9 protein-coding genes are annotated in these 13,570 nt (G+C 44.3%); 4 read left to right on the plus strand and 5 right to left on the minus strand.

Features of this window, described 5'->3' with window-relative positions:
* Positions 1-78: 78 nt before the first annotated feature.
* Together QUB56_RS14515 and QUB56_RS14520 are read right to left on the minus strand one after the other, a co-directional pair.
* Positions 79-3,228, minus strand: a complete 3,150-nt coding sequence (locus QUB56_RS14515; RefSeq protein WP_332955994.1) for a helicase-related protein — start codon at positions 3,226-3,228, stop codon at positions 79-81.
* 62 nt (positions 3,229-3,290) lie between these two features.
* Positions 3,291-3,602, minus strand: coding sequence for a hypothetical protein (locus QUB56_RS14520; RefSeq protein ID WP_332955995.1), 312 nt, complete (start codon positions 3,600-3,602; stop codon positions 3,291-3,293).
* Between the two features lie 224 nt (positions 3,603-3,826).
* Between QUB56_RS14520 and QUB56_RS14525 the strand changes: the two genes are divergently transcribed.
* Positions 3,827-5,200: an ATP-binding protein gene (locus QUB56_RS14525; RefSeq protein WP_332955996.1), complete on the plus strand. Its 1,374-nt coding sequence runs from the start codon at positions 3,827-3,829 to the stop codon at positions 5,198-5,200.
* Between the two features lie 121 nt (positions 5,201-5,321).
* On the opposite strand, the gene QUB56_RS14530 is transcribed toward QUB56_RS14525, so the two are convergent.
* Positions 5,322-5,456 (minus strand): hypothetical protein, encoded by a 135-nt coding sequence (locus tag QUB56_RS14530; RefSeq protein ID WP_332955997.1) that lies wholly within the window; start codon positions 5,454-5,456, stop codon positions 5,322-5,324.
* Between the two features lie 453 nt (positions 5,457-5,909).
* Between QUB56_RS14530 and QUB56_RS14535 the strand changes: the two genes are divergently transcribed.
* Together QUB56_RS14535 and QUB56_RS14540 are read left to right on the plus strand one after the other, a co-directional pair.
* The gene (locus QUB56_RS14535) at positions 5,910-6,746 is read left to right on the plus strand and encodes a hypothetical protein (RefSeq protein ID WP_332955998.1); all 837 of its coding nucleotides are present in this window, start codon (positions 5,910-5,912) and stop codon (positions 6,744-6,746) included.
* Positions 6,747-7,011: 265 nt separating this feature from the next.
* Positions 7,012-9,114: a M3 family metallopeptidase gene (locus tag QUB56_RS14540; protein WP_332955999.1), complete on the plus strand. Its 2,103-nt coding sequence runs from the start codon at positions 7,012-7,014 to the stop codon at positions 9,112-9,114.
* A gap of 570 nt (positions 9,115-9,684) precedes the next feature.
* Here QUB56_RS14540 and QUB56_RS14545 read toward each other — a convergent pair.
* Positions 9,685-12,243, minus strand: coding sequence for a substrate-binding domain-containing protein (locus QUB56_RS14545; RefSeq protein WP_332956001.1), 2,559 nt, complete (start codon positions 12,241-12,243; stop codon positions 9,685-9,687).
* On the opposite strand from QUB56_RS14545, the gene QUB56_RS14550 reads away from it, so the two are divergent.
* The gene (locus QUB56_RS14550; protein WP_332956002.1) at positions 12,233-12,640 is read left to right on the plus strand and encodes a hypothetical protein; all 408 of its coding nucleotides are present in this window, start codon (positions 12,233-12,235) and stop codon (positions 12,638-12,640) included. The genes QUB56_RS14545 and QUB56_RS14550 overlap by 11 nt on opposite strands.
* A 184-nt stretch (positions 12,641-12,824) precedes the next feature.
* Here the strand turns inward: QUB56_RS14550 and QUB56_RS14555 are convergent.
* Positions 12,825-13,570: hypothetical protein (locus QUB56_RS14555; protein WP_332956003.1), on the minus strand; the 746-nt coding region annotated here is incomplete at its 5' end.

Here is a 13,570-nt window from a genome sequence, read left to right on the forward strand (position 1 = left end):
AGTGTTTGGTATTTGGTGCGAGGGGCGAGCGATCTTTCATTTTAGGCTATCGCTCATCAGAAAAAATCACTTGCGATGTTATGGGATGTTATTTTCTTTAACTTCTGCGATCGGATCAACAATAGCTACCAAAGCAACAGGAATCGGCACGAAATAACTTGACTCTTCATCTAAGAAATCATCACCACCCATGCTGAAAGAATCTTGCACCCATTTAGAGATATCCCGCCCTGCTGATTTTGCCATATCGATTACTTCGGATGATAGACAGACTACACCTTGAACAATTTGCGCCTCCAAGAAAGTAATCATGTCATGTACTTCAATAGCAGAAGCACCATCGGGATTGACTGGCTGACTAAAATCAGTTGTAAAAGTGTAGTAGGTCAAGTATTTAGCTGAGTCTGATGATTTGTTTTTCTCCAATTCTCGTAATGGATGGGTTGCAAACAGCAAGTAAGAGCAGCCTTTAAGATTGGGAAAATGTTCGCAGAGCTTTTGTGCAGAAACAGCCATAAAATCCGCTTCTCTTTGTCTAGCAAGAGACTGGGTTAAGGCTCCAATTGGATCGATGTCAAAAAAAGGTTGATGTTGTTTTGTACCTTCCTCACTTTCTTTCGGGTTCCAAGGCAGCAACCCTGCTAATCGATCGGGAGTTTTTTCTTGGCTAAAAAGAGCAAATTCTGGGTCAAAGTTAAATTTTCTATCTTTTTTGTTTTTCTGCTTGATTACGAGAACTTCAGAAACTGCTGACTCCATCTCTGTTTTCTCTTCTCCAAAAATAGGACGTTGCCATTCTTTTGATTCAAAAACTAATTTATGCTTGTAAGTATCGTATTGAGTAACTTCCAAATTATGCCAAGTTTTGAGGCGTTTAAGTAGCTTATCGCGATCGAGAACCTCAATGGGCTTTAGCTGTTCATTTAACTTACGAAGCTCTGTCTCCATGAGATCACTGCTTTCCTTTGCTACTTGTAGAATTTTGTCTACAGTTTGTCCATCACCACTGTCATCTTCAATAGCACTTGCAATTTTGCCCTCTTGCTTATTATCAAGCTGTCCCAAAATTTTCAATTGCATACGCGGATCTGTAACTCCTGCTGTTTCGAGACGCTTTAGTAAGGCTGTATCTCTTTTTTCAGCTAATGTACCCTCTAAAATGAGATAGTAGGCAGTGACATCAGAAATTTGACCTAATCGAGCAACCCTCCCATTACGTTGCATTAAAACAGCAGGATCGGGACTGAGATCCCAATGCACAACTTTATTGGCTACTTGAAAATCTAATCCTTCGTCCGCTGCAGAAGTTGCGACAAGGATGCGGTATTTTTGGTTGCGATCGTAAAAGTCCTTAACTACATTCTTTCGATCATCAGCACTCATCTCCCCAGTAAGAGCCTGACTTTGTTTATCGAAAGTTGCTTTAATAATAGCAGTAGTTTGTAAGACCTCAGTAAAAACGAGAAAACGAGAATCTGGATGTGCTTCAAGCATAGCTCTTAGCCAGTTTAGCTTGGCATTTTCAACACTTCTACCTGATGCCAACAAGTTTAAGGCTAATTCTGTCAGTTCTAATATTTCCTCTATCGTTGCTTCTAAATCTGTATCATCATCATCGTCATCATCTCGATCATTTTTTTTGACTTTCTCTAGTAGTTTTTTCTGAAACTCCCAAATAGTAGGTATGCTGCCTTCTCCTAAATTTCTCGATGTAAAACTAAAGTTACCGTCAGAGGGAAAGATTACCTCTTTGGCATATTCTATATCTCTCTTTTCATCAAATTCCGCTAGACGTTTGGAAATCTCGCGGATTAATTTTCTTAATTGTTTAGTATCATCTGATGTGTCTGCCCTATACATTTTTTCATTTTGCCATTTTGGATGATGGCGGACACACCAACGAAATAGCCAACAAGCACCTGCCAGGGAACTACTCGTTAAACGTGTTTCAAGATGTGCAGTAGCAAACCCTCCAAAACTACCCTTATGATCTCGATAAATACGCTGTACTGTCCTTTTGATTTTTTCTAGCGTTGACAGATACTCTTCATCAGTTTTTTCGAGACTTGGCTCACCTTCGCGGTGGGGACGAACTATCATTAATTTCGGAAATAATCTCTGGTCAGACCAATTACGAATCTCATCCTGTTGTCGCCAAATGACTGCTACGGGTGAATCATCTTTTGATATTGCTGCTAGAAGTTGTTCCTTGCCAATATCATTAGCATAGGCATTTTCCAAAGCAGTTTGGTGTACCAGTAATCGCAATAAATTTGTAAATTGATTGTCAGAGCGAAAAGGTGTAGCACTCATCAAGATAACTAGCTCTGGCGCTTCGGAGTTTTTCCAAAACTCACCTGCGATTATCTGATATGCAGTTTTATAAGCTTGTGTTGTATCAATTGCCGATTTTACAGGTGACTCTTCATTGAGGTTAGCATTGCTGGCACAGTGATGACATTCATCAATGATGATGATATTTGGTTTAACTCCTTTAGGTAGCTTTTTATTATCATTGTGATATCGTCTAGCAGCGTGCATACTAGCAATCCGAATACCTTTTTGGCTAATGCTATCGCCATATTCTCTAAAAGAATCTACAACGCTAATAATGCTTCCATCACCAGAATCTTTAATCACACTACGCAGTTTATCTCTAACATCTTCTGTTAAGCCACCAGAAGTTAGATAAAGACAACGCAAATCATCTTTTTGTGCAATCAGCTTATCTCTTAATATTAAACCTACTTCAATTGTTTTACCTAAACCTACTTCGTCGGCGATCAGAATTCGCTTAATGCGAGACTCATGATTCTTAACATACTGTTGTAATGCTAGTTGATGAGGAAAAGGATCTTTGTCACTAGCGGTAATCCGCCCCGAATAGATATTTGCGAGTAGCTCTAATGCACCCAACCTTAGAACTGTTTTAATATGATGCTGATGCTTTAGCTCATTTTTTTCGAGGACGCTTTCACCTGCATAGTATGTAGGGTTGTCCTTGAGACTTAACAATAAGTCAGGGAATTTTTCCTTGATTTTTTTCCAGTGGCGTAAGTTCTTGAAGCGGATACCTCGCCCATCTAGTACGCTGTTTTCGCTGTCAGTTGTTTCGATTGTATAGGCTAAATGGGTATAGGCATTGCGATCGCCACTACTGGGATCAGCCCAGACAACATCTGCATGATTACCGCTATCAGATGGGATTTCAAACAGCCTATACGTCATGCCTCTGTCCTCAGAATTTTTTGATTATGCCCAAGTTCCCAATGCCTTTTAAAGAAGTAAGCTTATTTTGGAAAGCAGTAACTACATTTATTGAGGGCATACCTTCCAATCATTTCGCCAGTATCAATATCATAAACGGGAAGTATTTTCCCATCACGAAAAACGTCCACTGGTATAATCCCAATATTATTAAGACCAATGAAAATGCTTAGGTCTGCATCTGCGAGATTGTGAGAACCCCAAAAATTATCCAGACCAACACGATGTAGTTCGCCAGTGTCGGGGTTGAGGATATACTCAAAGCCAATTTGTTGCGCTTTCTGATAAAGGGAAAGATTTTTAAGTCTCTTGCCCAAAAGCTTTAAATTTGACATAATTAATATTTTTTGAATATAAATAACTTTTTCACTAATTTAATACTTGTCCCATCATCGTTACAAATCAAAGATTTGTCTAGCCCTAAAATGTTCAATTTTGTGAGTTGCTTGTCAGCCATTTCCATCTCTTTAATCTAGTTTTGTACAAAAATGTGGAAAAATGTACTAAACTGTTCCTAAATGTGAGCTATAATACAAAAAAAATAACATTTCGTGAGCTCATGAACCTAAAAGAAGTGTTAACCCTCGCCGATCACATAGTCTTCGAGAAAACGGGTCAACACCTTGACGATTTACAAGCAGCGGTACTGAAAGGAACTCTACAACGTGAGACATACAAGCACATAGCCAAAGACTTTGATTGTTCGGAAAGTAGCGTTCGGAAAGTGGGAGCAGAATTATGGGAGATACTTTCAAAAGAGTTGGGAGAAGATATCAGTAAATCAAATTTACGCTCGGCAATAGAGAGGTTGCAAGTCTCCTTGTTCTCATCAAATGTTGCACAAGACTCTGTACAAATTAGGAATATTAATTTGTGTGGAGAACCTAGACAGCCACCAGATATATCAAACTCACATAATGACGAAGCATCTAACTCAAAACCAACTAAAACTCTACATCAAGATTTAAGCGAAATGCCGGAGTTGGGTAATTTCTTCGATCGCACCCCCTCTCTTAACACCCTCACTACCTGGATTTTACAACAAAACTGCCGCCTCATCACCCTCACCGGTATCAGCGGCATCGGCAAAACATCCCTAGCAGTAAAACTCGTACAACAAATCAAAGACGAGTTTGAATACGCAGCTTGGTACACACTAGACGAATTCCCCACCATCGATAAATTTCAATCTAACCTAACACAGCTTTTTTCCCAGTCAGAAAACTTAGATTCATCCCCAACAAACCAGAAACGCTTACCGCTGATTAAGTATTTGCAAAAGCATCGCTGTTTAATAGTCTTAGATGACATTCACAACCTTTTCTGTAGCGGCGAATTAGCCGGAAAATATAAACCAGACTACGAAGAATATCGCTCCCTATTCAAACAGATAGAAAAATTATCTCATCCCTGTTGCTTTCTGCTAGTCGGTTGGGAACCGCCGAAAGAAGTGCCTCAACTCACCAGCGAAAATACTCCCATTCGTACCTTACAACTCACTGGTTTAGACACCGCAGCCGCCGGAGAAATTCTCAGAGATAAAGGATTAACAGAAATCGACAACTGCGAAGCACTCATTCACCGCTACCAAGGCAACCCCTTATGGTTAAAAAGCGTGGCGACTTTGATTCAAGAGTTGGGCATCGGCGCGAATGACTTATTAATAGATGATACCATATTGTTACCCGAAGATTTAAAAGATGTTTTACAGCAGCAGTACGATCGCACTTCCGAACTAGAAAAACAAGTCATGTCATTGTTGGCGACCGAAAACCAGCCAATCAACGTCGCCAACTTGCTACAAAACCGACAAATATCATCATCAGATTTGCTAAACGCCTTGCAATCTCTATCGCGGCGCTGCTGGATCGAAAAACAAGAAAGTCTTTACACTTTGCCACCTGTACTGAAGCAATATATCAAAGGGTTATAACCAAAATAGTCCTGGACGCATAAATACCAAAGAAACCGGGTTTTTTACCGATTCTGCGGGCTGCAACGCCTCTTACCGTAAAAAAACCCGGTTTCTGGACCCGATGCGTCCCGGACTAATTTTAAGAAAATTTTGCATAGAGAGCTAAAATAAAATTAACGCTTAAAAAGCCTACTCCTAGAACGAGAATGATAAAGATGGCGATACTGAAAATAGACTTTAGCCGATCGGCAATTCCGGGTTTTTCTGAGTTCATTGGTCAATTTTCGCAGTAAACTTGATTCGGGCAATTCAGAAAGAGTAAATTATACCAATGGGGGAACAAAAATGCAACTCCCGACAAGATCCAAACCATGATTGCCATCAGTAGGTCGCATTTTTTAAATTTTTAATCTCAAATCTCAAATCTCAAATGGTATTAGGCATGGTTCGGTTGGGCACAGCAGCGGCGAAAGTCGATCGCCCGAACCCGATCGCGCCCGCATCCTGTAAAATAGAGGGCGCGTTGGGGCGAACCTTTTAACAGCCGGAATTATGGGCGATCGCAGCGGACTCCCAAATACATAATAATATGTCAGTGATTCTTAACTTGCTGACTAAGGTAAAAATAGAAGAGTGCCAAGAAATAATCTAAAACATATAACTGAAAAAAGGATACAAATCGATGCTCCACCCAGTCTCGCAACCTTACCAAAAACGAGAAAATACTATGACCCAAAGAGCCGTGCGGAAGCCAAAACCCTCTGTTGGAAACCAGTTGAGGCCAAGTTTTCCTCAAAGGCACTGGCTGGAGGTGGCAGAGTACGCCTCTCTGGCGGCCTCTGGTGTGGGTTCCCTGGCGGTGGCTGTGTCGGGTCAAGCTTTTTACGGGGTGGCTCCCCTGACTTTGGCTTTGTCGCTGAATGTTGCTAACCGCTATCGGTTCGAGCAGCAAGTGCGGGTTCATCAAAATTCGGAAATCGCCCAAGTGCAAAAGTCTGTAAATAAGGTCGAAAAAACGGCGGTGACGGTAATTGTTAAATTGCGCAAGCAGTTGTCTGCAGATATTGCAGCGCTGCGCGAGCAAATGGCTGCACTGCCTAAGACAGAAGGCATTGAGGATTCTCTCGACATCCAGCGGCAATTGCTGAGTTTAGGAGAGTCGGTAGCTTCTTTGCAAGAAATCGTGGCGTCTGCTGTGATAGATGTTCGCCAGCAGGTGAGCGAACAAGTGCAAGATTTATCCGTTGGCCAATCGGCGACTATCGAAGCTGTGGAACAGGCTATAGAGAAACTGCAAAGCGCGACGAAAGGCTTGACAGAAACTTCTATCACCCGAGACGACTGGGAAGCAGTAAATACTCGATTTTTGGAAATCCAGAAAGTCATGGCCAATTTGCAAAGCCAACTGCAAGCTCCCGCGCACCAATCGACTGCAGATTTGTCCCTCGTTCAAGCTCAAATCCACCGTTTGGAACACGAGCAGCAAGAAGTTGTCAAACCTCACCTCAAGCGCTTAATCACGGTTGTCAAAGAGTTGCAGCACACACAAGAGACCCGTCAGTAGTTATTAGTCATCAGTCATTAGTCATCAGTCATTAGTCATTAGTCAACAGTCATCAGTCATTAGTCAACAGTCATCAGTCATTAGTCATCAGTCATTAGTCATTAGTCATCAGTCAGAAGGAAGATTTTTCCCGTCGGACACGCTCGACACTCTCCGACTCTCCGAGTGTCGCGCGATCGAGTCCAAATTTTTGGACAACTGTGTTACAAAATGAAAAGCTAATCAGTCTAGTTCAACTGTTTTCAACCTGTTACAAAAAAATTAAATGACTGCAACTGTCACTCTTTCTGATAACCCGTTACTAATCGGTCAAGGATTGCCGACCTTTGACGCGATCGAACCACAACACGTAGTCCCCGCCATCACCCAACTGCTGACCGAACTAGAAGCCTCGCTAGCTGCCTTAGAATCGTCGGTCGAGCCGACTTGGAGCGGCTTAGTAGAACCCTTGCAGCGACTCGGAGAGCGTTTAAATTGGAGCTGGAGCATTGTCGGACATTTGATGGGCGTGAAAAATAGCCCGGAACTGCGATCGGCTCAGGAAACAGTGCAGCCGGAAGTAGTAAAATTTTGGAGCAAGCTCAGTCAAAGCAAACCGCTTTACGAAGCTTTTAAAGCGCTGCGGGCCAGCGAAAATTGGGACAGCTTAGAGTCAGCTCAACAGCGAATTGTCGAAGCCGCTCTTCGAGACGCCCAACTCTCCGGCGTCGGTTTAGAAGGAGAGCAAAAAGAGCGTTTTAATGCCATTCAATTAGAATTGGCCGAAATTACTACCCAATTTTCCAATCACGTCCTCGACGCTACCAAAGCATTCAGCCTCACCCTCACAAACAAAGACGAAATTGACGGTTTGCCGCCGAGTTTGTTGAGTTTAGCAGCTCAAGCCGCTCGCAGCGCCGGCGAAGAAAATGCGGATGCCGAAAACGGCCCTTGGCGGATCACTTTAGACTTTCCCAGTTACGGCCCTTTCATGCAGCACAGCACCCGCCGCGATTTGCGCGAAAAGTTGTACAAAGCTTTTATCGGTCGAGCAAGTAGCGGAGAATTCAATAACTGGCCGTTGACCGATCGCATTTTAGCTTTGCGCCAGGAAAAAGCTGCTTTGCTCGGGTTTAGCAGTTATGCCGAATTGAGCTTGGCGAGCAAAATGGCTCCCGACGTTGCAGCAGTCGAAGCTTTGTTAGAAGAATTGCGCTTAGCTAGTTACAGTGCTGCTGTCAAAGATTTAGAAGATTTGAAAGCTTTTGCTGCCGAAAAAGGCGCGCCGGAAGCAGGGGATTTGAAGCACTGGGATGTAGGTTTTTGGTCGGAACGGCGGCGGGAAGAAAAGTTTGCTTTTAGTGCCGAAGAATTGCGCCCATACTTTGCTTTGCCGCAGGTATTAGAGGGATTATTTGGATTAGTAAAGCGGCTGTTCGGCGTGACAGTAACTGCGGCCGACGGTCAAACTCCAGTCTGGCACAAAGATGTACGCTATTTCCAAATAGATGATGAAGCAGGAAATGCGATCGCCAATTTCTATTTAGACCCCTACAGCCGCCCCGAAGAAAAGCGCGGCGGTGCTTGGATGGACGAGTGCGTGGTGCGCGCTAAATTTGTGGAAGGATCCAAGACAACCACGCGGTTGCCGGTGGCTTATTTGGTGTGCAACCAAAGTCCTCCTGTTGACGGCAAACCGAGTTTAATGACTTTTGGGGAAGTCGAAACTTTGTTTCACGAATTCGGTCACGGTTTGCAGCATATGCTGACAACGGTAGACTATCCGGGGGCTTCCGGCATCAATAATGTTGAGTGGGATGCGGTGGAATTGCCCAGTCAATTTATGGAAAATTGGTGTTACGATCGCGCAACTTTGTTCGGGATGGCAAAGCATTACGAAACCGGGGAAACTTTGCCGGAACACTATTACCAAAAACTGCTAGCAGCGCGCCACTACATGAGCGGCACCGCCATGCTCAGGCAAGTACATTTTAGCAGCGTTGACATCGAATTGCACCACCGCTATCGATCGGGCGGCAGCGAAACTGTGGCCGATGTCCGCAACCGCATTGCTAAAACTACCACCGTTTTGCCTCCTCTGGAAGAAGACGCATTTTTGTGCGCTTTCGGACACATTTTTGCGGGCGGCTATGCGGCGGGGTATTACAGTTATAAATGGGCGGAAGTGCTCAGCGCTGATGCTTTTGCGGCTTTTGAGGAAGCGGGTTTGGAAGATGAAAGCGCGATCGCATCTACAGGCCAGCGCTTCCGAGATACAGTGTTAGGACTGGGCGGGAGTTTGCACCCGATGGAAGTGTTTAAAACTTTCCGGGGACGCGAACCGAGCACTAAAGCTTTGTTGAGACACAGCGGTTTAGTTGCCGCTTAATTAAGTGTGGAATAACTGCGGATTAATGCGGGTGAATTTATCTGCATTAATCCCGGTTTTTTGTTGAACAAGATTTACGCATATCCTGTATGTGTAGGGTGCGGTGTGCATAGAGTCTTACCGCTATCCAGCAGATTCAACGCTTATGAAGTACACCACATATCGTTCGATACCCGTAGGGACACGGCGAAAGCCTTTCTGATTGCAAGACAGGAGTTTATAATCTAAAAGGGAGTGGTTTAAGGGGACACAGGCTGATTAAAATGATTCTGTTAATGGCGATCGTCTACACTTCGGCCATATTTCTAGGCACTGAAATTCAGAAAAAGCAGGTACAAAAATATGTATATCGCCACTCCCAAGCGATAAAAAAATACCGAAGACGGAGTACATTTGGCCTTGGTAAAGATGGAGAGCAGTGGGTTGATTATCTCGATCGGCATTCATTAGAAATTCAAGATTTAATGAAGTTAACTCGAAATAAACGTCGCTTTTATCAAAAGGGTATACCGGCTGCAACCCTTATACTGCCTCCCCCATGCCCAATGCCCAATGCCCAATTCCCAATTACTAAGGTTGCTGCTTGTCATCTATCGAGATAGGTTTGAACGGCTTGAATGTGTCGATGTCCACGCAAGCGGTACCCTCCAGCTTAGTTCTGAGTTCAGCGCTGAAAGTGACTAGCTGCTCGACAAGAACCTCACGATCGCTTAAACAACCTTTGAGTACCATGAGTTCTCCCAGAGTCCACTCGTAGAGATTTCTGTCTGCATGGTTCATGAGCCCAGCCAGTTCGTTCTTGGTTCTTATGAGTTCGTTGATATAAGTGTTGTCGATTTCCTGCCTACTATTCTGCGTAATCACAGAGATATAATTTTGTATTTTTTCGTCATAGTTGTCGATTTGCTGGCTGACGTAGCGATCGAGTTCAGCATTATTATTGACCAGGTTTTGAGTAATCAGTCTGTTGAATGTCTCTCGGCTACCTATTGTGTTGCTCAGTTCATCGACGTGCTGTATAACCAGACTCATAAAATTCTGATTCCAATCGTTGCGGAGGTTCTCAATTTTGTTGTTATTTTCAGTACAGTTGGCAACTAAGTTCAGAAGCTGGTTGTTCATTTCAGTGTTGCTGGTTACACAGTGCTGTAAGCCCTGGTCGATGTACTGCTTTAATTCCTCATTATTCTGGACAAGGTTCCGAGCAATCACATGCAAGTGATTCTGTATTTTTTGCTCAAAAATGTCGTCGATTTGCTGACTGATGTAGCGGTGAAATTCAGCATTATTATTGACAAGCTTCTGAGTAATTACTCTGTTGAATGAGTCTCGACTACCTATTGTGTTGATTACTTCATCTCCGTGCACTGTAACCAGACTCATAAAAGTCCGATTCCAATCGTTGCGGAGGTTCTCAATCTTATTGTTAATTTCAGTTCTTCTGTCTCGACGTTCCTTAAGTAACAACAAAAGTAATACTAGGAAAGGAATTCCTGCTAGCAAGAGAAGCCACCACCAGGGAAATCCTTGCTCAGTTGCCTCACCAGTAGATGTAGGTACAAGCGCAACTTGACCATTAGGTGCAGGAGTGGCAGAAGAACCAGTGCCTACTACTGGCGTTCCTGAAGTTGAAGCACTCGCTATAGATTGACTCACTGCTTCAGCTTCCTGCTGTTTGGCAGCTGCTAAAATGTCCTGTCCCGATGGTGAAGTTACAAAGCCCACAAAGGCAAGCATTCCTGGAGTGGCAGTTTCCTTTCGATAGACATAGCTCCGAGGTTGCGAGTAGGGATAACCGGGATCCGAGGGCAGGGTATTGTAAATGGGAATGACCCGGACATTCGGCAAGTTGAGTACTTGATCTGCGATCGCATAACTGATTCCATCCTTGCCGAGTGCCTGCACAATGCTTGCAGTGTCGTCTTGGGACAGCCTGGTTGTGTTAGCTCCATTCTTAAACGGCGCTTTTTTGAAGACATCGTAGGTGCCGAGCGATCGCCGCGTGTCCCCCCACTTGGGATGGTCAATAAATCGAATCTTACCAGGAGCGCCTCCTAACTGTGACCAGTCTGTGATCTCCCCTCGAAACATCTTCGCGAACTCAACGAAGGTGAGGTTTTTCTTAAATGGATTGTCAGAACCTACGATAATCGCGATCTTCTCCCGACTAACAGGAGTGGCAACGAGTCCCTGAGCCTTCTCCTTATCCGTGAGTGGGCGTCCCACCGCTGCCATATTGATGTCACCTCGCAGCACTGCTGCTAATGCTTCATCCGTTCCATCTGATGCCAGTTCAACTTTGGTGCCCGGAAACTTCTCTTCAAACCCATTTCTCAATGCTTCGTTAATGACCCTCATGCTGGGGGAGCCATCCACTTTCACTGTTGCCCCACTTGGTAGTGATTTAGGAAATTGACGCACTGCTTGAGCTTCCTGCTGTTTGGCAGCTGCTAAAATTTCCTGTCCCGATGGTGAAGTTGCAAAGCCCACAAAGGCAAGCATTCCTGGAGTGGCAGTGTCCTTTCGATAGACATAGCTCTGAGGTTGGGAGTAGGAATAACGGGGGTTTGAGGGCAGGGTTTTGTGCAGGGGAATGACCCGGACATTCGGCAAGTTCAGTACTTGATCTGCGATCGCATAACTGATTCCGTCCTTGCCGAGTGCCTGCACAATGCTTGCAGTGTCGTCTTGGGACAGCCTGGTTGTGTTAGCTCCATTCTTAAACGGCGCTTTTTTGAAGACATCGTAGGTGCCGAGCGATCGCCGCGTGTCCCCCCACTCTGGATGGTCAATAAATCGAATCTTACCAGGAGCGCCTCCTAACTGTGACCAGTTTGCGATCTCCCCTCGAAACATCTTCGCGAACTCAACGAAGGTGAGGTTTTTCTTAATCTTAAATGGATTGTCAGAACCTACGATAATCGCGATCTTCTCCCGACTAACAGGAATGGCAACGAGTCCCTGAGCCTTCTCCTTATCCGTGAGCGGGCGTCCAACCGCTGCCATATCGATGTCACCTCGCAGCAGTGCTGCTAATGCTCCATCCGTTCCACCTGATGCCACTTCAACTTTGGTGCCCGGAAACTTCTGTTCAAACCCTTTTCTCAATGCTTCGTTAATGACCCTCATGCTGTTAGAGCCATCCACTTTCACTGTTGTCCCACTTGGTAGTGATTTAGGAACTGGGAAAGAAGGACTTGGACTGTTAGATTGGGCTTTGGTGGCCGGCAACTTCTCTTCAGACCGTTTTCTCAATGGTTCGTTAATGACCCTCATGTTGCCGGAGCCATCCGCTTTCAATATTGTCCCACTTGGTAGTGATTTAGAAAGTGGGAAAGAGGGACTTGGACTGTTAGATTGGGCAACGACAGGAGAAAGCATCAATGGGAAAAATGCCACTAGCGAGTTAGTAGCTGTCAGACCTAGCACTACCACCGCAATCTGCACGAACTTTTTCTTAGAGGATTTTTTAGAGCGAAACATCTTAAATGACCTCATTCTTGGGATTAGTATGACGTTGCATTAGTTTTATTTTTAAGTTCTCCTTTTTTAGTAAAGGACGGGCAAAATGCCCGTCCCACAATCAAATCATGTAATTTTCGTTATTAACCTCCTGGCTACTATTGCGGTTGCACGGGTGACAGTTTGATGTAGTTCTCCAAAGTGGCAATTACATTGCCTTGCTCAGACAAAGCGCAGTTAGGAACCGATTACTGCTTCGGCTCAATCATAGGTTTGAACGGCTTGAATGTGTTAATGTCCACGCAGGCTGTTCCATCCAGCTTGGTTCTGAGTTGAGCGCTGAAGGTGACTAGCGTCTCCACAAGAACCTCACGGTCGGTTAAGCAGCCTTTGATTGCCATGAGCTCTCCCAGAGTCCACTCATAGAGATGTCTGTCTGCGTTATTGATGATTGCAGTCAGTTCGTTCTTGGTTCTCAAGATTTGGTTGAGAAGCTCGTCCACCTTGATGTTGATCAAATTCGCGACCCGGATGTTGAACGTGTCTCTGTCCCCTATTATGTTGATCAGTTCATCGACGTGCTGTGTAACCAGACTTATGAATGTCTGATTCCACTCGTTGCGCACATTCTCAATCTTGATGTCAACATCTCTGTAGACGTTATTAATCTTGTTGTTAATTTCCGTACTATTGGCAACCAAGTTGACAATCGAGTTGTTAACTTCACTGTTGTTGATTACATTTTGGTGTAAGCGTTGGTCGATGTACTGATTTAATCCCTCATTGTTATTGACAATGTTCTGGGTAATCACAGAGATGTAATTTCGTACCTTTTGCTCATAGGTGCTGTCGATTTGCTGGCTGACGTATTTATTAAGCTCAGTATTGTTATTGACAAGCTTCTGAGTAATTACTCGGTTGAATGTGTCTGTGCCACCGATAATGTTGCTCAGTTCATCGACATGCTGTGTAGCCAGATTGAGGAATGTCCGAT

Origin of the sequence: Microcoleus sp. AR_TQ3_B6 (assembly GCF_036702785.1) — a bacterium.
Taxonomy (GTDB): Bacteria; Cyanobacteriota; Cyanobacteriia; order Cyanobacteriales; family Microcoleaceae; genus Microcoleus.

Coding starts and splice junctions, on each gene's coding strand:
- QUB56_RS14550 (WP_332956002.1), top strand. CDS start 12,233: ATGACCCTCATGCTGTTAGAGCCATCCACTTTCACTGTTGTCCCACTT.
- QUB56_RS14520 (WP_332955995.1), bottom strand. CDS start 3,602: ATGTCAAATTTAAAGCTTTTGGGCAAGAGACTTAAAAATCTTTCCCTT.
- QUB56_RS14535 (WP_332955998.1), top strand. CDS start 5,910: ATGACCCAAAGAGCCGTGCGGAAGCCAAAACCCTCTGTTGGAAACCAG.
- QUB56_RS14525 (WP_332955996.1), top strand. CDS start 3,827: ATGAACCTAAAAGAAGTGTTAACCCTCGCCGATCACATAGTCTTCGAG.
- QUB56_RS14540 (WP_332955999.1), top strand. CDS start 7,012: ATGACTGCAACTGTCACTCTTTCTGATAACCCGTTACTAATCGGTCAA.
- QUB56_RS14515 (WP_332955994.1), bottom strand. CDS start 3,228: ATGACGTATAGGCTGTTTGAAATCCCATCTGATAGCGGTAATCATGCA.
- QUB56_RS14545 (WP_332956001.1), bottom strand. CDS start 12,243: ATGAGGGTCATTAACGAAGCATTGAGAAAAGGGTTTGAACAGAAGTTT.
- QUB56_RS14530 (WP_332955997.1), bottom strand. CDS start 5,456: ATGAACTCAGAAAAACCCGGAATTGCCGATCGGCTAAAGTCTATTTTC.